The sequence below is a fragment of the Rhizobium sp. P38BS-XIX genome, assembly GCF_012641435.1.
Classification (GTDB): domain Bacteria; phylum Pseudomonadota; class Alphaproteobacteria; order Rhizobiales; family Rhizobiaceae; genus Rhizobium.
On the sequence record NZ_JABAIJ010000017.1, the window covers coordinates 25,453 to 46,540 of the forward strand.

General features: G+C 61.5%; 23 protein-coding genes and 1 other RNA gene. 16 read left to right on the forward strand and 8 right to left on the reverse strand.

Annotated elements, in window-relative coordinates:
- The first annotated feature begins 144 nt into the window (after window positions 1-144).
- On the forward strand, window positions 145-1,089 hold the full coding sequence (locus HGP17_RS31605) for an AEC family transporter (protein WP_168815637.1): 945 nt from the start codon (window positions 145-147) through the stop codon (window positions 1,087-1,089).
- 118 nt (window positions 1,090-1,207) lie between these two features.
- Here the strand turns inward: HGP17_RS31605 and HGP17_RS31610 are convergent, their stop codons facing one another.
- Window positions 1,208-1,786 (reverse strand): cytochrome c family protein, encoded by a 579-nt coding sequence (locus tag HGP17_RS31610; RefSeq protein ID WP_168815639.1) that lies wholly within the window; start codon window positions 1,784-1,786, stop codon window positions 1,208-1,210.
- A 151-nt stretch (window positions 1,787-1,937) separates the two neighbouring features.
- Here HGP17_RS31610 and HGP17_RS31615 point away from each other — a divergent pair, with 151 nt between their 5' ends.
- Both HGP17_RS31615 and HGP17_RS31620 read left to right on the forward strand, forming a co-directional pair.
- Complete coding sequence (locus tag HGP17_RS31615; RefSeq protein WP_168815641.1) at window positions 1,938-2,693, forward strand: 3-deoxy-manno-octulosonate cytidylyltransferase; 756 nt, start codon at window positions 1,938-1,940, stop codon at window positions 2,691-2,693.
- A 24-nt stretch (window positions 2,694-2,717) separates the two neighbouring features.
- Window positions 2,718-3,572 carry a prephenate dehydratase gene (locus HGP17_RS31620; protein ID WP_168815643.1) on the forward strand — a complete coding sequence of 285 codons (855 nt, stop codon included), beginning with the start codon at window positions 2,718-2,720 and terminating at the stop codon, window positions 3,570-3,572.
- Window positions 3,573-3,579: 7 nt separating this feature from the next.
- Here HGP17_RS31620 and HGP17_RS31625 read toward each other — a convergent pair whose 3' ends face one another.
- From HGP17_RS31625 to HGP17_RS31650, 6 genes are all read right to left on the reverse strand, one after another.
- Window positions 3,580-3,978 carry a VOC family protein gene (locus HGP17_RS31625; RefSeq protein WP_168815645.1) on the reverse strand — a complete coding sequence of 133 codons (399 nt, stop codon included), beginning with the start codon at window positions 3,976-3,978 and terminating at the stop codon, window positions 3,580-3,582.
- Between the two features lie 158 nt (window positions 3,979-4,136).
- Window positions 4,137-4,505 (reverse strand): VOC family protein, encoded by a 369-nt coding sequence (locus HGP17_RS31630; protein WP_168815647.1) that lies wholly within the window; start codon window positions 4,503-4,505, stop codon window positions 4,137-4,139.
- A 127-nt stretch (window positions 4,506-4,632) separates the two neighbouring features.
- Complete coding sequence (locus HGP17_RS31635) at window positions 4,633-4,869, reverse strand: hypothetical protein (RefSeq protein ID WP_168815649.1); 237 nt, start codon at window positions 4,867-4,869, stop codon at window positions 4,633-4,635.
- A gap of 81 nt (window positions 4,870-4,950) precedes the next feature.
- Complete coding sequence (locus HGP17_RS31640) at window positions 4,951-5,637, reverse strand: YafY family protein (protein ID WP_168815651.1); 687 nt, start codon at window positions 5,635-5,637, stop codon at window positions 4,951-4,953.
- A 12-nt stretch (window positions 5,638-5,649) separates the two neighbouring features.
- Window positions 5,650-6,609, reverse strand: coding sequence for an NAD(+) diphosphatase (gene nudC / locus HGP17_RS31645; protein WP_168815653.1), 960 nt, complete (start codon window positions 6,607-6,609; stop codon window positions 5,650-5,652).
- Window positions 6,606-7,016 carry an HIT family protein gene (locus HGP17_RS31650; RefSeq protein ID WP_168815655.1) on the reverse strand — a complete coding sequence of 137 codons (411 nt, stop codon included), beginning with the start codon at window positions 7,014-7,016 and terminating at the stop codon, window positions 6,606-6,608. Before HGP17_RS31650 ends, nudC begins: the two co-directional genes overlap by 4 nt.
- A gap of 91 nt (window positions 7,017-7,107) precedes the next feature.
- Here HGP17_RS31650 and ffs point away from each other — a divergent pair.
- The 4 genes from ffs to HGP17_RS31670 all read left to right on the forward strand — a co-directional run bounded on the left by ffs (window position 7,108) and on the right by HGP17_RS31670 (window position 10,303).
- Window positions 7,108-7,204, forward strand: an RNA gene (gene ffs / locus HGP17_RS31655) — signal recognition particle sRNA small type.
- Window positions 7,205-7,269: 65 nt separating this feature from the next.
- The gene (locus HGP17_RS31660; RefSeq protein WP_168815657.1) at window positions 7,270-9,144 is read left to right on the forward strand and encodes a DNA polymerase III subunit gamma/tau; all 1,875 of its coding nucleotides are present in this window, start codon (window positions 7,270-7,272) and stop codon (window positions 9,142-9,144) included.
- 105 nt (window positions 9,145-9,249) lie between these two features.
- The gene (locus HGP17_RS31665; RefSeq protein ID WP_168815800.1) at window positions 9,250-9,573 is read left to right on the forward strand and encodes a YbaB/EbfC family nucleoid-associated protein; all 324 of its coding nucleotides are present in this window, start codon (window positions 9,250-9,252) and stop codon (window positions 9,571-9,573) included.
- Window positions 9,574-9,691: 118 nt separating this feature from the next.
- Window positions 9,692-10,303: a LysE family translocator gene (locus tag HGP17_RS31670; RefSeq protein ID WP_168815659.1), complete on the forward strand. Its 612-nt coding sequence runs from the start codon at window positions 9,692-9,694 to the stop codon at window positions 10,301-10,303.
- Between the two features lie 2 nt (window positions 10,304-10,305).
- Here HGP17_RS31670 and HGP17_RS31675 read toward each other — a convergent pair whose 3' ends face one another.
- A complete protein-coding gene (locus tag HGP17_RS31675; RefSeq protein WP_168815661.1) occupies window positions 10,306-10,929 on the reverse strand; it encodes an MOSC domain-containing protein in 624 nt (207 codons plus the stop codon).
- A 57-nt stretch (window positions 10,930-10,986) separates the two neighbouring features.
- On the opposite strand from HGP17_RS31675, the gene recR reads away from it, so the two are divergent.
- From recR to truB, 9 genes are all read left to right on the forward strand, one after another.
- Window positions 10,987-11,592, forward strand: a complete 606-nt coding sequence (gene recR, locus HGP17_RS31680; RefSeq protein WP_168815663.1) for a recombination mediator RecR — start codon at window positions 10,987-10,989, stop codon at window positions 11,590-11,592.
- Between the two features lie 47 nt (window positions 11,593-11,639).
- The gene (locus tag HGP17_RS31685; protein ID WP_168815802.1) at window positions 11,640-12,887 is read left to right on the forward strand and encodes a lytic murein transglycosylase; all 1,248 of its coding nucleotides are present in this window, start codon (window positions 11,640-11,642) and stop codon (window positions 12,885-12,887) included.
- A gap of 159 nt (window positions 12,888-13,046) precedes the next feature.
- Entirely contained in the window at window positions 13,047-13,655 is a 609-nt protein-coding gene (gene rimP, locus HGP17_RS31690) for a ribosome maturation factor RimP (protein WP_168815665.1), read from the forward strand.
- 62 nt (window positions 13,656-13,717) lie between these two features.
- A complete protein-coding gene (gene nusA, locus HGP17_RS31695; protein WP_168815667.1) occupies window positions 13,718-15,322 on the forward strand; it encodes a transcription termination factor NusA in 1,605 nt (534 codons plus the stop codon).
- Window positions 15,319-16,011: an RNA-binding protein gene (locus tag HGP17_RS31700; protein ID WP_168815669.1), complete on the forward strand. Its 693-nt coding sequence runs from the start codon at window positions 15,319-15,321 to the stop codon at window positions 16,009-16,011. The genes nusA and HGP17_RS31700 overlap by 4 nt, the downstream gene beginning before the upstream one ends.
- Window positions 16,012-16,112: 101 nt before the next feature.
- A complete protein-coding gene (gene infB, locus HGP17_RS31705; protein WP_168815671.1) occupies window positions 16,113-18,848 on the forward strand; it encodes a translation initiation factor IF-2 in 2,736 nt (911 codons plus the stop codon).
- Between the two features lie 88 nt (window positions 18,849-18,936).
- Window positions 18,937-19,545, forward strand: a complete 609-nt coding sequence (locus tag HGP17_RS31710; RefSeq protein ID WP_168815673.1) for a hypothetical protein — start codon at window positions 18,937-18,939, stop codon at window positions 19,543-19,545.
- A gap of 68 nt (window positions 19,546-19,613) precedes the next feature.
- Complete coding sequence (rbfA, locus tag HGP17_RS31715; protein ID WP_168815675.1) at window positions 19,614-20,021, forward strand: 30S ribosome-binding factor RbfA; 408 nt, start codon at window positions 19,614-19,616, stop codon at window positions 20,019-20,021.
- 12 nt (window positions 20,022-20,033) lie between these two features.
- Window positions 20,034-20,966, forward strand: coding sequence for a tRNA pseudouridine(55) synthase TruB (gene truB / locus HGP17_RS31720; RefSeq protein ID WP_168815677.1), 933 nt, complete (start codon window positions 20,034-20,036; stop codon window positions 20,964-20,966).
- The last annotated feature ends 122 nt before the right edge of the window (window positions 20,967-21,088 follow it).

Below are 21,088 nucleotides of genomic sequence, written 5' to 3' on the forward strand. Positions count from 1 at the left end.
ACCGGGGGGATCGTCCGGCGAGATCGGACACGCACAAGCGGGCTTTGCCCGCTTTTTTGTTTTTACAGGTTCTCACGCGGGGGCGAGCTGCTACAACTTCTGGATCACAATTCAGGATCCCTTCGTTTACGGCTTAAGCCCCGCATGTCCGAAATCCTCACAGACGTTCTCCCTGTCTTCCTGCTCATTCTCGCCGGTTGGGTCATCGTGCGCACCGGCTTGTTGAAAGCCGAAGTCGGCGAGGCGATGAGCGAATTCGTCTTCAAGATCGCGGTGCCGCTCCTCCTGTTTCAGACCATCGCGGAAGCAAACTTTCGTGGCGCGTCGCCGTTTCGATTATGGATCGCCTATTTCTCCGGTGTCGCCATTACGTGGACCGCCGGCCATATCGTCGCGACACGGGTCTTCGGGCGCGACGCGCGCATCGGCGTGCTCGCGGGCGTTTCATCCGCCTTCGCCAACACGATCTTCATCGGCCTGCCGCTGGTGGGGCGCACGGTTGGTCCTGATGGCGTCATGGCGATGTCGATCCTGATTGCCATTCATCTGCCGACCATGATGATCGCCGGCACGTTGTTGATGGAACAGGCCGAGCGGAAGGAGAATGCCGGCGTGGGTCGCAGCACGATCGAGCTGTTGCAGCAGGTCGGTGGCAACCTCGTGCGCAACCCCCTCGTCATAGGGCTTTTCGCCGGCCTGGTCGTACACATGACCAGCCTCCCCATTCCCACGACGCTCGGCACCGCGATCGACAGCATCGCCAATATTGCCGGCCCGGCGGCACTCATCTCGCTTGGCATGGCGCTGCGCCAATACGGAATGTCAGGCAATATCGGAATTACCAGCGTCATTGCCACCTTCAAGCTGTTTCTGCTGCCCGCCTGCGTGCTGGCGGCGGCATATCTGATTGGCTTGAGCGCGGAATGGCGCGCGGCTCTTGTGCTGACGGCCGCCGTTCCCACGGGTGTAAATGCCTGGCTGATCGCCAATCGCTTCGGTGTCGGCCATAGCCTTGCCGCCTCGACGATCACCTTGACGACGGCACTCGGCGCATTTTCCGTGTCGCTCTGGGCCTATCTGCTCGCCTAAGAGAAACATCGCACAATGTGCACTCGCCTCTGCTCGCATGCGGGAACAGGCCTGCAGGCGACGCAACAGCAAAAACCCGGCATTTGAGCCGGGTTTTAAATCCAGTATACGGATGATCTTAGTTCGTAGCGGCCGGCGCGTTCGGATCCGGCAGCGGCACCTGCGTATCGGCGAGCGTACGCAGATAGGCAATCACGTTGGCACGATCCTCTTCCTTCGGCAGGCCGGCAAAGCCCATCGCAGTGCCTGCAACGAACTTCTTCGGAGCGGCCAGGAAGTGATAGAGGTGATCGTAGGTCCACTTCTCCGAACCACCCTTGGAGAAGTCCTTCATGCCGGACGAGTAGGCAAAGCCCTCATGTTCGCCGACAGGGCGATCGACAACACCCCATAGATCGGGGCCAACCTTGTTTGGCCCTCCCTTCTCTCCGGAATGACAGGCCTGACACTTCTTGAAGATCGTTTCGCCGACCTTGGCATCAGCCTTCTGCAGCAGCTGAGCGATCGGCGTTTCCGCCTTGGCAGCCGCAGCCTTGTCCCCACCCGCAGCCGGCTCTTCGGTCGCGACGATGGCGAAACCGGGCTTTTCCGGTGCCTCTGAATGGAAAATAAATCCTGACGCGAGCGACACGGACTTCAACACGAAAAGCGAAGCCAAAAGCGCCCCGACTCCCATGTTCACGTAGGATGAATTCATCTGCTATGCTCCCCTCGCCGCCAGCATCCTCCGCCGGCCCATCTTGAATTCGCGCGAAACCTATGTCTTTTGACTGTTTCTTGCAACTCTGTAAACGGTCTCCACCATGAGACGTTTTGACACTTTTCCTGCGGGAATAGAAGGCCCAAGAATGACAGATTCAAATTTAGACAAGACGCTGGTCCTTATTCCCGCTCGCATGGCCTCCACCCGCCTGCCTGGCAAGCCTTTGGCCGATATTTGCGGTCTGCCGATGATCGTACAGGTTGCCAAGCGCGCACGCGAGGCGGCGATCGGTCGCATCGTCGTCGCCGTCGACCACGAGGACACGTTTGCTGCCGTTGCCGATGCCGGCTTCGAGGTGGTGATGACACGCACGGATCATCAATCCGGATCGGATCGCATTTATGAGGCGCTGCAAGCCATCGATCCGGAAGGCCGCGCCGAGATCGTCGTCAACGTGCAGGGCGACCTTCCCACAATCGATCCCGAAACGATCCGCGCGTCGCTGCGCCCGCTCAACGACCCCGCCGTCGACATCGCGACGCTGACGGTCGAGATCAAGGACGAGGACGAAAAGACCGCGCCGAGCGTCGTCAAGGTGGTCGGATCGGCCATTTCGCCCGAGCGCATGCGGGCTCTGTACTTCACCCGCACCACCGCCCCTTACGGCAACGGGCCGCTCTATCACCACATCGGCCTTTACGCCTATCGCCGCGAGGCGCTCGCAAAATTCGTCAGCCTCGGCCCGTCGCCGCTGGAACGGCGCGAATCACTCGAGCAGCTGCGGGCGCTGGAAGCCGGCATGCGCATCGATGTCGAGATCGTTGACACGATCCCGCTCGGTGTCGATACTCCCGCCGACCTCGAAAAGGCCAGACGCATCCTTTCCGCCGCTTCTCACTGACGGCATTCCCCCAAGGGCAACTCCATGATTACCAAGACCAACAGGATCTCCTTCCAGGGCGACTACGGCGCCAATTCCGATATGGCCAGCCGTGACATGTTCCCGACCATGGAGCCGTTGCCCTGCCAGACCTTTGAGGACGCGCTCACCGTCATCGACAATGGCGAGGCGGATCTCGGCATGATTCCGATCGAAAATACGATCGCCGGTCGTGTCGCCGACATCCATCATCTGCTGCCGGAATCGCGCCTGCATATCATCGGCGAATATTTCATGCCGATTCGCTTCCAGCTGATGGTGCTGCCCGGCGTGAAGAAGGAAGAGATCCGCACAGTGCACAGCCATATCCATGCGCTCGGGCAATGCCGCAACATCGTGCGCGCCAACGGCTGGAAGCCCGTTATCGCCGGCGATACCGCAGGCGCGGCGAAGCTGGTGCAGGAAACCGGCGATCGCAGCATGGCGGCGTTGGCGCCGCGGCTCGCCGCCGATCTCTATGGCCTCGAAATCATCGCAGAGAATGTCGAAGACACCGAAAACAACATGACCCGATTCGTCGTGCTGTCGCGCGACGAAAACTGGGCCGAGCGCACGTCTCCGGACGAAAAGATCGTCACGACCTTCGTCTTCAACGTCCGCAACATTCCAGCCGCGCTCTACAAGGCGCTTGGCGGTTTCGCCACCAACGGCATCAACATGACGAAGCTGGAAAGCTATCAGCTCGGCGGCCGTTTTGTAGCAACGCAGTTCTATGCCGATATCGAGGGCCACCCCTCGGATGTGCATGTGCGCCGTGCGCTTGAGGAACTGCGCTTCTTCTCCGAAAAAGTTCGAATTCTTGGAGTCTACAAGGGCCATCCGATGCGCGGCGATCTCTAGGCCGCAGCTATTCTGCGGCCTTGGTCACGACTTCGATGCGATGGCCATCCGGATCGACGACGAAGGCGGCAAAGTAGCTTGGCCCGTAATGCGGCCGAAGCCCCGGCGGTCCGTTGTCCGTCCCGCCATGGGCAAGCGCCGCTTCGTGGAAACGAACAACCGCATCTCGGCTCGGCGCGGCAAAGGCCAGATGAAAGCCCGAGCCCGGAGCGCGCGCTTCCTTGCCACGCAACTTGATAGCAAACTTGTCGCCACCGCCCGCAGGACCGTAGCCGATCGCCTGGTCTGGATCGCCGGGGTTCAAGTCCTCCCAAACCCTGACATACCCCAGCGGCGCGAAAGCCGCGTCATAGAACGCAGCCGCTCGCTTCATGTCAGAAACGCCGAACGAAATATGATGCAGCAATTTGGCCCCCGCTAAGCTCTGATTTCATTGCCCAGTTTCCCTTGGAAGCCTCACAAGTCAACCGGTTCATCGGCATGACTGCTCGACGCCCCTCACCCAGCCTTTCGACAATCTTCTCTCGAGGGGGAGACTAGGTGAAGGGCAAGCCGCGTCTGAACTTATTTATCCGGCTCACAAACGCGGAGACGATGGCCGTCCGGATCGAGCACCACGAAGGTCGGGCCGAAATCCATCGTCGTCAGCTCCTGCGCAATCGGCAGGCCGCGCGCCTTCCAGTCCTTGTAGTGCTGCTCGACCGCACCAGTGCCTTCGACCATGAAGCCGAGTTCGCCACGATTGCCGATGGCGGAGGGTTGCGGCTCGACACTGCTGCGGCGCCAGAGGCCGAGATTGAAGCCGTTGCCGAGCGAAAAGGCCACGAAGTTCGGAGACGCGAAAGCCGGTTCCCGGCCAAGCAGATCGCGATAGAACGGCGCGCTTTCGCCGGGATCCTTGACGTAGAAAATGATGAGGTTCGGGCTGGTCATTTGAATATTCCTCTCGTTCTGGATGGATATGAAGGCAGGGGCATGCGATCCGGCAGACACAGCGGAGCCTGCCGGTTGGAAATGCGATGAAGCGTGTTGGTTGTGAGACGTCTGTTCGCGGATGCGATCAGTGCATCCGGTCTTCCTCACGGTAAGGGGCGTGACCGTCCAGGAAGCCGAGATCTCGTTTTACGGAACTGGGCGCTTCCTCGATATCGAGACGGTTCCAGCGATGGTTGAAGTAACCAAGAACGACCTGCGAGAGACGAGCCGGCCATGCCGTTGGTGTGACAGTTCCGCCCTTGCGGGCCTCGGCCGCGCCGCGATGCGCCTGCTTCGTGGACATGAAAACGTTGCTTGCCATGATCGTCCTCCTTCCTGTTTGGATGGAGAGATCATAGAGGTGCATGCTGACAGTTTCTGGCAGTAGCGTTGCCTCTGTCGATCAATCGTGAACGACACCTTCGCGGGCATGCCATTCCCTGGCGAGGGTCACGCGGCGACGGGGATAGCGCGCCTCCAGGACGGCAAAGTCGACGATGCGATCGGCACGAAAATGGCGGAAATCCTGGCGCAGCTCGCACCAGGACATGACGATGCGCGCATTATCGAAATAGCCGAGTGCAAAGGGCCAGATACGCCGGGTCGAGATGGCGCCGTTGACGTCGCCATAGGTCAATTGCACCATGCGCTCCGTTCGGATCGCCTTGCGCATGAGCGAAAGATCGGCCTTGTCCTCGGTGATACGGCGCGTGGCCACGACCACGGCCGCCTGGTCGATCGCCTCGCGCATTTCCGCGGGCAGCACGGCGGCGATCTTGGCGAGAGCATCGGTTCCTGCGGCAGCCAGACGGGCGTCGGTCGCGCGCGCGACCCACCGCGATCCCAGCACCAGCGCCTCGATCTCATCCTGCGAGAACATCATCGGAGGCAGCATGAAGCCGGGCTTCAGCACGTAGCCGATACCCGGCTCGCCTTCGATCATCGCACCCTGCGACTGCAGGCTGGCGATATCGCGATAAAGCGTGCGCAGGCTGACCCCGGTTTCCTCCGCAAGCACGGCGCCACTGACGGGGCGGCGGTAGCGGCGCAACGTCTGCAAGAGCGTCAGCAAGCGTTCCGAGCGTGCCATGGCGGCAAAGCCTTATCGCTTCCACTCCACCCAGTCGCGCATGAGGCGATGGGCGATGGCGCCCTTGGGTGGAGAGGTGTTTCCGGAGGCTGAAACGCGGTCAAGCATGGCAAGTGTCTCCTCCGGCGTAAACCAGCGGCAATCCTCGAGTTCGGCCTCGTCGATATGAATATCCGTCGACTTCGCCTCGGCATAACAGCCGATCATCAGCGAGTGCGGCATCGGCCAGGGCTGCGACGCGTGATAGCGAACGCGCCCAATCTGAATGCCGGATTCCTCATGGGTTTCGCGGCGCACGGCACTCTCTATGGTTTCTCCCGGCTCAAGGAAGCCGGCAAGACAGGAGTACATGCCGGGCGCAAAATGATGGCTGCGGCCCAGCAGGCAGCGATTCCGTTCCTCGTCGATAACAAGCATGATGACGACAGGATCGGTCCGCGGGAAAATCATATGTTCGCAGGCCGTGCAGACGCGTTTGTAGCCGCCGATGCGGCTTGCCATGACGGAGCCGCACCGGCCGCAGAAGCGATTGTCGCTGTTCCAGCGAAGGAGGCTCATGCCCTGCGCGGCCTCACCGAGGATCTCGCCTTCCAGCAGAAGATCGCGCCACAGAGAACGCATGTCGGCAGGCTTGTACTGGCTGGCAAGTTCGTCGGCGTTGACCCGCACCGGCACGGCGAGCCGGGGCTCGCCGGTCTTGCGGTAGCCGAGCAACACGGCCGCCTCCCAATCCGGGTTGAGGTCATTCAGCTCATAGCGGGCAAACAACGGATCGAGCACCTGCCCGTCATGCTTCAGCACCAGGCGTTCCTGGGCAAAGGCCAGAATATGCGTGCCTTCCTTGGCGAGCGCATGCTTGATCGTTTCCTCGTCGCGATGCTCGGCATCCCGGTTGAGCTGGTTTTCCGCGAAAGCGGTGAGACTGCTGGCTTCCGGATGGGGGGCATCCGAGGAAAAGATGGAATGGCTCATTGTGAAAGCGTGTCCCGCAACTTGGCTATGAGGCTGTTCATGTCTTCGTCCGAATAGGGCTCGGCCTTGCCGTAGCCCCAGACGGGACCCGGCCAGTTGGCATCACCTTCGAACCGCGCGATGACATGAACATGAAGCTGCCGGACGATATTTCCAAGTGCCCCAACGTTGATTTTTGTCGCACCCGTCAGTGTCTTCAGGGCGCTGGCAACCTTATCCGTTTCGAAGGTCAGCAGGACACGATCGAGCGGGGTCAGATCAAAAACCTCCGATTTGTCAGGCCGCCGAGGGATCAACACAAGCCACGGCCAGCGCCGATCTTTCATCAGCCGCACGTCGCAAAGGCCTGTGATGGCGACCGAAACGCTGTCATTCGCCAGACGATCGTCGAGCGTAAACTCCTTCAAGGGGGCATCCTCCATTGTTTTATCAAATGTTTAGCAGTTTTTTTTGACCTTGGCTTGCTTTTGATGACGATATTGCCGATATGTGCATCCGGGAGGTTGGTGGTGGACGAGCCACTCGCCAACCGGGTCAGGTCCGGAAGGAAGCAGCCCTAACGAGCCCGGCACGGGTCATCGTGCCAGCCTCCCACCCTTTCCGAAAGCAAAACCCGGCTTGCGCCGGGCAATAGCTTGGCACCGGGCAAAAAGCAGGGCGATGAGCGACACCGAGCGACAAGCAAAAGATGCCGCTTCGACCGGCACCGGTTACCGGGTGCTGGCCCGCAAATACAGACCCAAGGACTTCACAGACCTGATGGTCGGCCAGGAGCCGATGGTTCGCACGCTGACCAACGCGTTCGAAACCGGCCGTATTGCCCAGGCCTATATGCTGACCGGCGTCCGCGGGGTCGGCAAGACCACGACCGCACGCATTCTGGCGCGCGCCCTCAACTACAAGACCGCTGACATCGATCGGCCGACAATCGACCTGCGTGAACCCGGCGACCACTGCCAGGCGATCATGGAAGGCCGGCATGTCGACGTCATCGAGATGGACGCCGCCTCGCACACCGGTATCGACGATATCCGGGAGATTATCGAGCAGGTGCGCTACCGGCCGGTTTCGGCGCGCTACAAAGTCTATATCATCGACGAAGTGCACATGCTGTCGACGGCCGCTTTCAACGGGCTGCTGAAGACGCTCGAAGAGCCGCCCGAGCACGTAAAATTCATCTTCGCGACCACCGAAATCCGCAAGGTGCCGATCACGGTGCTGTCGCGCTGCCAGCGCTTCGATCTGCGTCGCATCAGCGCCTCCGACCTCGTCGGGCTGTTCACCACCATTGCCGGCAAGGAAGGCATCGAGGCCGAGCCGGAAGCGCTCGCCATGATCGCCCGGGCCGCCGAAGGTTCGGCGCGCGACGGCCTGTCGCTGCTCGACCAGGCGATTGCCCACGGCAGCGGCTTCGTTGCCGCAGACGCCGTGCGCGCAATGCTCGGGCTTGCCGACCGCGCCCGCATCGTCGATCTCTTCGGCCATGTCGTCAAAGGTGATGTTTCGGCAGCGCTTGCCGAATTCAACAGCCAGTACGAAGCGGGTGCGAATCCTGTCGTCGTCCTCACCGACCTTGCTGATTTCACCCATCTCGTGACCCGCCTCAAATATGTACCCGATGCCGCAGACGATCCGTCGCTCAGCGAAGTCGAGCGCACGAAAGCGGCGGAATTCGCGCAAGGAGTTGCGGTCACGGCGCTGTCCCGCATCTGGCAGATGCTTCTGAAGGGGATTGCCGAGACCGAGAACGCCTCACGCACCGCCGGCGCCGCCGAAATGGTGCTGATCCGGCTCGCGCACGCCGCGCATCTTCCGGCGCCGGAAGATGCGGCGCGCAGGCTTGCCGAATTCTCGGAAAACAATGGCGGCTCACGCCCGTCCCCCTCTCCGAGCGGCGGCAATGGCGGCGGAGCCGTCTCCTATCAGGGCAGCGCAGTCGCTCGCGCGATTGAAACACCTGCGCCGCGCCCGGCCTCTTCCGCACCGGTCGCAATGCTGCGCTCCGTGCCGAACACACAGCCCGAGTCTCAGCCTGTCGGCCGCATCGAACCGAAGCCCACCGAGGCGCCGAAGCCGCTTGTGCCGATCAACTCGATGGCCGACATCGCGGAACTCGCCGGCCAGAAGCGTGATCCGAAGGTGAAGGCGCTCGTGCGCACTTTCGTGCGTCCCGTCAGGCTTGAGCCAGGTCGGCTTGATGTCAACCTGACGTCCGGGGCACCGGGCACGCTGCTCAACGAGCTTGCCGTCAAGTTGAAAGAGTGGACGGGAATCCATTGGATCGTCAGCCTCAGCCGCGACGAGGGTGAGCCGACGCTGGTCGAAGCCGAGGCGAATGCGCAGAAGCAGCGCGTCGCCGATGCGCGTCAGGACCCGGATGTGGCGGCGATCCTGTCGCAATTTCCCGGCGCCAAGATCATCGACGTGCGGGTTCGCGCTCCGGAAGTGGAAGACGAAGAGGAAGCCAAGGCACCTCCGGCCGTCGCCGAATCCGACGATGGCGATATTCTACCGGGCGACGATATAGAATTCTAAAGGCAGGATGCGTGACGACAAAAGCCGCTCGTCTCAATGACTGCGCGGCTGGCGGTATACCGCAGCCGGTAAGATTGGAAGCATAGAGAAGAAGGATCAATGACGATGCGCGACATCATGGGCATGATGGGCAAAGTAAAAGAAATGCAGGCCAAGATGGAGAAGATGCAGTCGGAGATCGCCGACATTCGCGTCGAAGGCAAGGCCGGCGGCGGCCTCGTCACTGCAACCGTCAACGGCAAAGGCGTGATGATGGGCATCAAGATCGATCCGTCGCTCTTCAAGGAAGATGACGTCGAGATCCTCGAGGATCTGATCGTCGCCGCCAATAAGGATGCCCAGGAAAAGGCCGAGGCGATTGCCGCCGAGAAGACCCGCGAACTGACGGCCGGTCTGCCGATCCCGCCCGGCTTCAAGATGCCTTTCTGAGGCGAATTAACAGACTAACCGACGAATGGCTCCGCTGAACACAAAGCCGGACGTTTGGAAAAATTCAGGCAAGGTGCTATTTCAGGATATCGCCTGACGCGCCCGATCGGAGAATGCAATGACGCTGTCGACGCTGCTTGTTTTTGCCGGTGCCTTGTTCATTGCAGCGGGATCGCCAGGGCCTAACATTGCTGCTCTCGTGGCACGCGTGTTGACGAAGGGCGCACGCAACGTGCTGCCTTTTCTGTCCGGCATGTGGCTCGGGGAAGCGATCTGGCTCACCTGCGCCGTTGCCGGCCTTGCGACGATTGCCGAAACTTTTCATCTCGCCTTCGTCGCGATCAAATGGCTCGGCGTTGCCTATCTGCTCTATCTCGCCTGGAAAATGTGGTTTGCCTCCACCGATACCACGGGAGAGGAGTTGCCGGACGAACAGTCGGCGACGCGCCTCTTCCTTGCCGGTTTCACGGTCACGATGGGCAATCCGAAAATCATGGTGTTCTACGTGGCGCTGCTGCCTTCGATCATCGACCTGCACGGCGTGACGATGTCTGGCTGGGCGGAGCTGGTGGCGACGATGTTTGCGGTTCTCATCGTCATCGACTTCTCCTGGGCGCTCCTGGCCGCCAAGGCAAGAACCTTCCTCAAGAGCCGCCGCGCCGTGCGCATTGCCAATCGTGCCAGCGCCGGCACCATGGCGGGCGCGGCCGTCGCAATCGCCATACGCTGACGCTAGGCGGCTGCCTCGCTTTCGATCAACGCTCGCAGCTTGTAATGGATCGGTGCGGCGAGGTAACGCGACCGATCTTCCGGCGACAGCCGCCTGCCGAACGTCGCCATCATCTCCGGCATCGTCACCCTCCCACCCTCGTAGGGCATGTAGGAGACCTGCATGTCGGCGCTCACCGTGCCGCTCTCGAGAACCCGGCAATAGATGCCAGGCCGTCCGGCACGGGTGTAGCGCTTGACGAAATGTGGATCGCCTCTCTTCGCCGCGAAGGTGGAACAGGGAATACGCGCCGAGGTCACCTCCAAAACAAGATCGCCTGCTATGAACTTGTCTCCGACAGCCACATTGCGGTTATCCAGACCCTCGATGATCAGGTTTTCGCCGAAAGCGCCCGGCTCCAGCGCGCATCCGAGCTCGCCTGCCCACCAATCCAAGGTCAGCGAACCCTCGACATAGACGGCCTGGTCGCGGCCGCCGTGATGCTTGCGATTGCAGATGGCATCCCCGAGCAGTCCCTGCTCGTCGATCATCACTGCGCCACTGACGGCATGCTTGTTGATGCCGGTTTTGGTTTTCCTGCCCGGGAGCGTTTCTGGGGCACCTCGGCAAACGGCCAGAATTTTCATCGGTCAACCGTCCCTTCCGTGATTCCGTTCCTTGAGCTTATGAGCTAAAAGCCTCCCATGGCAAAGCGAGTCACCGGGCCCGAAATCGAAAAACTGATCCAGCTTCTGGCGAAGGTGCCTGGGCTCGGGCCGCGCTCCGCGCGGCGCGCGGCACTGCATCTGATCAAGAAGAAGGACCAGCTGCTCGGGCCATTATCCCATGCCATGGGTGATGCATACGACAAGGTGAAGATCTGCTCGCGTTGCGGCAATGTCGACACGGTCGATCCCTGCACCGTCTGCACCGACGACCGGCGTGACCAATCCGTCATTATCGTCGTCGAGGATGTGTCCGATCTCTGGGCGCTGGAGCGCGCAGGCGCGATGAACGCAGCCTACCATGTTCTCGGCGGCGTCCTGTCACCGCTCGACGGCGTCGGGCCTGACGATCTCAACATTCGCGGGCTGATCGAGCGCGTCGGCGAAGGCGGCGTCCGCGAGATCATCATCGCTGTCAACGCCACGGTCGAAGGGCAAACCACAGCACACTATATAACCGACCAGCTGGCGGCCCTCGAGGTCAAGATAACCCGTCTTGCCCATGGGGTGCCGGTTGGTGGCGAACTCGATTATCTCGACGAAGGCACGCTGACGGCAGCGCTCAGGGCGCGAACGGCGATTTGAAAGGATTCTGCATGACGCATGGATTGAGCATATCCAAAACGATCGCAATGATGATCCGATATCCTCTGTCCCTGCTTTGCATTGCCCTCCTGTCACTCTCGCCTCTGCCGGCACTCGCCGCTTCGAAAGCCGATGTCGAGGCGCAGTTTCAGGTCTGGATCCAGAAGGATCTCTGGCCGGAAGCGCGCAAGGCCGGGATCTCGGAAAAAACCTTCAAGGCTGCGTTTGCCGGCGTCACGCTGAATTGGGATCTGCCCGATCTCGTGCCGCCGGGCTTTCCAAAACCCAAGGAGCAGAAGCAGACGCAGGCGGAATTCTCCTCTCCTGCCCCCTACTTCAACGAGGCACGCCTGCAGAAACTGGCCGCGACCGGGCGAAGCCTCGCCTCGCAATATGGATCGGTGCTGCGGCAAATCGAGAAGACCTATGGCGTTCCAGGGCCGATCCTGCTGGCCATCTGGGGCCGCGAGACCGGCTTTGGCGTGGCCAAGCTCCCGAATTCGGCAATCCAGGTGCTGGCGACCAAGGCCTTCATGTCCACCCGCAAGGACATGTTCCGCACCGAAATCATTGCAGCGCTTCGCATTCTCGAGCATGGCGACGTCACGCCGGATCAGTTCAGGGGCTCCTGGGCCGGCGCGCTCGGTCAACCGCAGTTCATGCCGACCAACTATCTGAAATATGCCGTCGATTTCGATGGCGACGGCCATCGCAACATCTGGACCTCGGTGCCGGATACGCTGGCATCCATCGCCAACTATATGGTTCAGAAGGGCTGGCAGCGCGGCCGCGGATGGGGTTATGAGGTCACCATTCCGCAAAATGTGTCCTGTGCTCAGGAAGGCCCCGACCTCGCCAAGCCGATCTCGCAATGGACCGCGCTTGGGATCGCACGGATTTCCGGCAAGGCATTTCCCTCGGACGAGCTGCGCGCCAGCGGCATGATGCTGGTGCCGGCCGGTCGTGACGGCCCGGAATTCATCGTGACGCCGAATTTCTACGTCATCAAGGAATACAACAATTCCGACCTCTACGGCCTCTACATCGGCAATCTCGCCGACCGCATTGCTTATGGCGGCGGCGCCTTTCAGGAAAAATGGGGCGATGTCGGCAAGATGCTGCGCTCGGATGTCGCCGGCATGCAGAAGACTTTGGAGCACAAAGGCTATGACGTCGGCGGCACTGACGGCCTGCCCGGCTACAAGACGCGGCGCTCGATCGGCCAGTGGCAGGAAAAGAGCGGCATGAAGCCGACCTGCTATCCCGACAGCTCCATGCTTGGCGTGCTGAAATAGGCAGGCAAACAGCTTTCGGCGCGAATGCCTTGCAATTTGCCGGAAACGGGCTTATATCCGCATCAAATTCTTGATCGTGTGATGAAGAGTGGGCCGCAAGGACCCGCTCTTTTTTATTAGCTCGATCTCCGAATGCATGGACACTGTAGGAGTGAGTGCTTGTCGGACGTGACAAACGCAGACAATACCAACGAACCCAGGCTGATCGTCGAAACCGGCCTTGATCAGCGCGTCGCCGCCATCATCGAGCCCGTCCTCGTGGGCATGGGCTTTCGCCTGGTGCGCGTGCGTCTCTTGAATCTCAACGGCTTGACGCTTCAGGTCATGACCGAGCGCAACGACGGCACCATGACCGTCGAGGACTGCGAAGAGGCGTCCAACGCCATTTCGCCGGTTCTGGATGTGGAAGATCCGATCGATAAGGCGTATCATCTCGAAGTGTCTTCGCCTGGTATCGACCGCCCGATGGTGCGAAAGTCGGATTTCCAGCGCTGGATCGGCCACATCGTCAAGTGCGAAACGTCGATCCTCGTCGAGAACCGCAAGCGTTTCCGTGGCAAGATCGTCGCTGTCGAGGCCGAGGGCTTCACGATCGAACGCGATGAGGCGACCCGCGGCGAAGAGCCGAAGGTAACCATTCCGTTCAGCACGCTGGCCGATGCCAAGCTGATCCTGACGGACGATCTCATCCGCGATGCGCTGCGCGCCGACAAGCTGGCGAAAGCCGAGGCAGCGAACCAGAACGAAGCGGACGAAGACGAAGAATAACCGATCAACGAACCGCCTGACGGAACGGGAACCCTAGGGCAGGAAGACGGAGACTAAAGACAATGGCAGTCAGTGCGAACCGGCTAGAACTTCTGCAGATCGCAGATGCAGTGGCGCGCGAAAAGGTCATCGACCGCGAGATCGTGCTTGCCGCAATGGCGGATGCGATCCAGAAGGCCGCGCGCTCGCGTTACGGCACGGAATCGAACATCCGCGCCGATATCAACCCGAAGACGGGTGAGATTCGCCTGCAGCGTCTGCTGGAAGTCGTCGAGAAGGCCGAAGATTACTCCACGCAGATCCCGCTGGAGCTGGCCCGCGACCGCAACCCGGACGCAGCCCTTGGCGATTTCATCGCCGATCCGCTGCCGCCAATGGATTTCGGCCGCATCGCCGCTCAGTCGGCCAAGCAGGTCATCGTCCAGAAGGTTCGCGAAGCCGAGCGTGACCGCCAGTTCGACGAATTCAAGGATCGCGTCGGCGAAATCGTCAACGGCACCGTCAAGCGCGTCGAATACGGCAACGTCATCGTCGACCTCGGCCGTGGCGAAGGCATCATCCGCCGCGACGAGATGATCCCGCGCGAGAACTTCCGTTATGGCGACCGCGTTCGCGCCTATGTCTACGACGTCCGCCGCGAACAGCGCGGCCCGCAGATCTTCCTGTCGCGCACGCATCCGCAGTTCATGGTCAAGCTCTTCACCATGGAAGTGCCGGAAATCTATGACGGCATCATCCAGGTGAAGTCGGTTGCCCGTGATCCGGGTTCGCGCGCCAAGATCGCCGTCATCTCGAACGACTCGTCGATCGATCCGGTCGGCGCCTGCGTCGGTATGCGCGGTTCGCGCGTTCAGGCCGTCGTCGGCGAACTGCAGGGCGAAAAGATCGACATCATTCCCTGGTCCAACGAGCCGGCGAATTTCGTCGTCAACGCGCTGCAGCCGGCCGAAGTCGCCAAGGTCGTCCTCGATGAAGATGCAGAGCGCATCGAAGTCGTGGTGCCGGACGAGCAGCTGTCGCTGGCCATCGGCCGCCGCGGTCAGAACGTCCGCCTCGCCTCGCAGCTGACCGGCTGGGACATCGATATCATGACGGAAGCCGAGGAATCGGAGCGCCGTCAGAAGGAATTCAACGAGCGCACGAACCTGTTCATGGAAGCGCTCGACGTCGACGAAATGGTCGGCCAAGTTCTGGCTTCGGAAGGCTTTGCCGCCGTCGAGGAACTGGCTTATGTCGAGCTCGACGAAATCTCCTCCATCGACGGTTTCGACGAAGACACCGCTCAGGAAATCCAGACCCGCGCCCGCGAATATCTGGAGAAGCTCGAAGCCGAAATGGACGAAAAGCGCAAATCGCTCGGTGTTGCCGACGAACTGCGTGAGATCAACGGCATGACGGCACAGATGATGGTCGCCCTCGGTGAGGACGGCATCAAGACGATCGAAGACTTCGCGGGCTGCGCAGCGGACGATCTCGTCGGCTGGAGCGAACGCAAGAACGGCGAAACGAAGAAGTTCGACGGCCTGTTCTCCAAGCTCGAAGTCTCGCGCGTCGAAGCAGAACAGATGGTCGTGCAGGCTCGCCTGCTGGCCGGCTGGATCACCGAAGCCGATCTCGCCGTCGAGACGGAAGAGGTTGCTGGGGATGAGACCGAGCAGGAAGCATGACGGGCACCGAGGGGCCTGGCGCACCGGCCGAGGACGATGACCTCGGCGGTGATGGCGTAAACGGCCGCATGTGCATCGTAACACGCGAAAGCGGATCTCCCGACGAGTTGATCCGCTTCGTCGCCGCTCCGGACGGAACAGTCGTTCCCGATCTGAAGCGGCAGCTGCCGGGACGCGGATGCTGGGTCAAGCTCGACCGGGCATTGGTGGACAAGGCAGTTGCGAAGAAACTGTTTTCTCGCGCCTTGAAGGCGGAGGTGACGGCACCGGCAGATCTTGGTGCCATCGTCGACCGTCTTCTCGTCGCGCAATTGGCCGGGATGATGCACATGGCGCGCAAGGCGGGCCGGTTAGTCAGCGGCTCGTCAAAGGTTGATGGTGCCGTTCGCAACGGCTCGGCACTTGCCGTGTTCCATGCGATCGCCGCGGCTGCCGATGGCGTTCGTAAAATAGACCAGGCGCGAAAGGCCTGGCATCTCGGTATGGAAACCGAAAAGGAAATACCTTCGTTCCGTGTCTTTACGGAGGCGGAAATGGAAGAACTGATGGGCCAGAATGCTTTTATCCATGCCGCAGCGCTTGCAGGGCAGGCGGGTGAGGGTGTAGTGAAGCGCGCAAACCTGCTCGAACGGTACCGCAACGGCGGTCAGTCCCGGGCAACGGGCGGCGCTGGCCGGCGAAAACAATGACGCGGTCACCGGCCTATGCCGGACGCCTCATTAAGGTACATGCATTGAACGACAGGGTCTGACGGACGTTTCCGAGCCCTGTCCGAAGGAACAGGAACGGAATGACCGATAATCAAGACGACAAGACGCTGAGTGCATCGGGTAAGAAGACCCTCACCCTGAAGCCGTCAGGCGTAAATCAGGGAACCGTGCGCCAGGACATGGGCCGCGGTCGCACGAAGGCGGTCGTGGTTGAGACCCGCAAGCGCCGACCCCTGCGCCCCGAAGACGAAAAGCCGATCGTCGGTTCGACGACGCCTGCCGCCGCACCGTCGGTGACGCGCGTTGCAGAACCGACGCCGCAGCCGCCGCGCCCGCCGCAGCCGGCACCGCGCATTCATCAGCCCGGTGGCCAGCAGCAGCGGCCTGGGCAATCCAATCAGGGTTATCAGCAGCGCCCGCAGCAGGAGCGTTCGTCGCGCCCGGTGGTGTTGAACCACCTGTCCGCTGACGAAATGGACGCACGCCGTCGCGCCCTCGCCGACGCCCAGGCTCGCGACGCCGCCGATGCGGTGCGCCGTGCCGAGGAAGAAGCGCGCCGCGCCCGGGAAGAAGAAGCACGCCGCATCGCCGAAGAGGCCGAAGCTGTCCGTCGTGCCGCCGAAGAGGCAGCCCGCGCCGCCGAAGCCAAGGTCGAGGAGGCCGCCAAGCCAGCCGAAGCTCCGAAGCCGGCGGCCCAGCAGCCAGCTGCTGCGGCTCCGGTGGTCGCGCGCCGCCCGGATGCGGCTCCGCAGACGGCACGTCCAGGCGCTCCGGCGACCGATGCCCCGGCCAACCGCCGTCGGGTCAACGAAGAAGAAAGCGATCGCAGCGCGCCTCGTGGTGGCGCTCCGATACGCGGCAAGGTCACCCGTCCTGAGCCGGCAAAGCCGGTCACCACCCGCCCGAAGACGGAAGACGAACGTCGCCGCGGCAAGCTGACGGTCACGACGGCCAATGTCGACGAAGACGGCAGCGCTCGCGGCCGCTCGCTTTCGGCCATGCGCCGCCGCCAGGAAAAATTCCGCCGCAGCCAGATGCAGGAAACACGCGAGAAGATTTCGCGTGAAGTCGTGCTGCCGGAGACCATCACCATTCAGGAACTATCGCAGCGCATGTCCGAACGCGCCGTCGACGTCATCAAGTTCCTGATGAAGGAAGGCCAGATGATGAAGCCGGGCGACGTCATCGACGCCGACCTGGCGGAGCTGATCGCCAGCGAATTCGGCCATACGGTCAAGCGCGTTTCGGAATCCGACATCGAACAGGGCATCTTCAACGTTGCCGACGAGGACGGCGAATTGGTTTCGCGTCCGCCCGTCGTCACCATCATGGGTCACGTCGACCACGGCAAGACCTCGCTGCTCGACGCCATCCGCAAGACCAGCGTCGTCTCGGGCGAAGCCGGTGGCATCACACAGCATATCGGCGCCTATCAGGTCGAGCAGAACGGTCAGAAGATCACCTTCATCGACACCCCAGGCCACGCCGCCTTCACGGCAATGCGTGCCCGCGGCGCCCAGGCGACCGATATCGCGATCCTGGTGGTTGCGGCCGACGACAGCGTCATGCCGCAGACGATCGAATCGATCAGCCATGCCAAGGCAGCGGGTGTTCCGATCATCGTCGCGATCAACAAGATCGACAAGCACGAGGCCAATCCGCAGAAGGTCCGCACGGAACTGCTGCAGCATGAAGTCTTCGTCGAATCCATGGGCGGTGAAGTGCTCGACGTGGAAGTCTCCGCGAAGAACGGCACCAACCTCGACAAGCTGCTCGAAGCCATCCTGCTGCAGGCGGAAATCCTTGACCTCAAGGCCAATCCGAACCGTACGGCTGAAGGCACCGTTATCGAAGCCCAGCTGGATCGCGGCCGCGGCGCCGTCGCAACCGTGCTCATCCAGAAGGGTACGCTGCGTCCGGGCCAGATCGTCGTTGCCGGCGATCAGTGGGGCCGTGTGCGCGCACTCGTCAACGACAAGGGCGAGCATGTGAAGGAAGCAACACCGGCAACGCCGGTCGAAGTTCTCGGTCTGTCGGGCACGCCGGCGGCCGGCGACAAGTTCGCCGTCGTCGAAAACGAAAGCCGCGCCCGCGAGATTTCCGAATACCGCCAGCGCTTGGCGCGCGACAAGGCGGCTGCCCGTCAGTCCGGCCAGCGCGGTTCGCTTGAACAGATGATGACCCAGCTGCAGACGGTCGGCGTGAAGGAATTCCCGCTTGTCATCAAGGGCGACGTGCAGGGCTCGATCGAAGCCATTGCCGGCGCTCTCGAAAAGCTCGGCACCGACGAAGTCCGGGCCCGCATCGTCCATTCGGGCGCAGGCGGCATCACGGAGTCGGACATTTCGCTGGCGGAAGCCTCGAACGCGGCCATCATCGGCTTCAACGTCCGCGCCAATGCGCAGGCCCGCACGTTTGCGGAGCGCGAAGGCATCGAGATCCGCTACTACAACATCATCTACGACCTGGTGGATGACGTGAAGGCGGCAATGTCTGGCCTGCTCTCGCCGGAGCGTCGCGAAACCTTCCTCGGCAATGCCGAAATCCTCGAGGTGTTCAACATCACGAAGGTCGGCAAGGTTGCGGGTTGCCGCGTCACCGAAGGCAAGGTCGAGCGTGGCGTCGGCGTCCGCCTGGTGCGCGACAACGTCGTCATCCACGAAGGCAAGCTCAAGACGCTCAAGCGCTTCAAGGACGAAGTGTCGGAAGTCAACGTCGGCCAGGAATGCGGTATGGCCTTCGAGAACTACGAAGACATTCGCGCCGGCGATACGATCGAGTGCTTCCGCGTCGAGCATATTACCCGCACGCTGTAAGCGATCCTTCGATTTGCGAAATATCAGAACCGCCGGCCAAAACCGGCGGTTTTTTCTTGGGTCAACCGCCTAATTGTGAGCTGTCATCATGACGACCGAGCCTGAAGACGATCATTCCATTACCGTCTCCTTCGTGCGCCAACCGGCTGAGCATGTTACCGTGATGCGTCAGGTGGGGCGGCGCCTTGCCGCTCGCCGAGCTCCGAGCGCACAAAAGGCGGCGGTAGTGCTTGTCTTGTCAGCAATCGCCGTCGGTGCCACCCTGCCCGTCTTTTTTGATTTGCTGCGAACCTACGTGTTCATTCCTGTTTTCGATATATCGCCATTGATCCATAGGGGAGACATGACGATCATCTGGCTTGTGCCGACGCTGATCCTCTATGCCTTGATCCTGATCTACTTCAGATGGCTGGGACGGCGGCGGATGGCGATGATGCAAGCCCACATACGGCCCGATATTCTTATAACTGTGACGATAACGCCAAAGGGCGCCACCTGGGATTCCCAGCAATCGTCGATATGGCTCGCCTGGAGCGAGATCGTCGATATCGGCTTTCGTGACACGCGGATCGAATTCGATCTCGAATCCTTTGCGACCTATATCCCGGTATCAGCCTTTGCCTCCGAGGCCGAGCAACGGGCCGCTTTCGCAAGGATTCTCGGCTTCTGGCGGGCCGCAAATCCTGTCCAGCCTTGACCTTTGCGCCGGATCGAGTCATTTGACCCCCTTTATCGCGTCCATGGGACGCTGCTAACGGAACAACCATGACCAGACCAACTTCTTCCGCGCCTTCGCAGCGCATGCTTCGCGTCGGCGAGCAGGTGCGCTCAGCGATCACGCAGGTTCTGCAGCGCGGCGAAGTGCGCGACGACCTGATCGAGCGCACCGTGATCTCCATTTCCGAAGTGCGCATGTCGCCGGATCTGAAGATCGCCACCGCCTTCGTGACGCCGCTCGGCGTCGCCGACCATGGCAGCGTCATCGATGCGCTGAACCGCCACGCGAAATATATTCGCGGCCGTCTCGGCCCGCAGCTCCGGCAGATGAAATACATGCCGGAAGTCCGTTTCCGTGATGATACGAGCTTCGACAATTACAAGAAGATCGATGCGCTGCTGCGCTCGCCCGAGGTCAGCCGCGACCTCGAAGACGACAACGAACAAGATCAATAACAGAGACAGAGAATGTCCAAGCAACGCAAGCCCAAGGGCCGCCCGATTTCGGGCTGGCTCATCCTCGACAAGCCGGTCGATTTCGGCTCCACCGAAGCCGTTTCCAAGATCAAGTGGCTGTTCAAGGCGCAGAAGGCCGGTCACGCCGGTACGCTCGATCCGCTCGCCTCCGGCATGCTGCCGATCGCGCTTGGCGACGCCACGAAGACCGTGCCCTATGTCATGGATGGCCGCAAGATCTATGAATTCACGGTGACCTGGGGCGAGGAACGCGCCACCGACGACCTCGAAGGCGAAGTAACCGCGTCGTCGGACAAGCGTCCGAGCGAAGAGGACATCCGGGCGCTGCTGCCGAAATACACCGGCGTCATCAGCCAGATCCCGCCGCAGTTCTCCGCCATCAAGATATCGGGCGAGCGCGCCTACGATCTGGCCCGCGAGGGCGAGACGGTCGAAATTCCGTCGCGCGAAGTCGAAATCTTCCGCCTGACGCTGCTGGCCTGCCCGGATGCCAACACGGCGCATTTTGAAGTCGAGTGCGGCAAGGGCACCTATGTGCGCGCGCTTGCCCGCGACTTCGGCCGCGAACTCGGCTGCTATGGTCATATTTCCGGCTTGCGCCGCAGCTTCGTCGCCCCCTTTGCCGAGGAGACGATGGTGCCGCTCGCCGATCTGGTGGCGCTCGAATCCATCGAGGATGCCGACGAGCGGCTCGCTGCTCTCGACGCGTTGCTGATCGACACGGCGGAAGCGTTGTCGTCGCTGCCGCATCTCGTCATCAACGACGACCAGGCGCATCGCCTCAAGATGGGCAATCCGATCCTCGTGCGCGGCCGCGATGCGCCGGTTGCCGAGACCGAGGCCTATGCCACGGCACGCGGCAAGCTGATCGCCATCGGCGAGATCGGCCAAGGCGAATTCCGCCCAAAGCGCGTTTTCGTCTAGGATCGATGGAGCAACGAGCGCCGCCGTCACCCGATGGGTTGCGGGCGCTTGTCGATGCTGCCGGAAGAGCCGGGAAATGGCGGCTCTTCCCTTTGCAGTTCAAATGGTCTATAGGCAGCGCC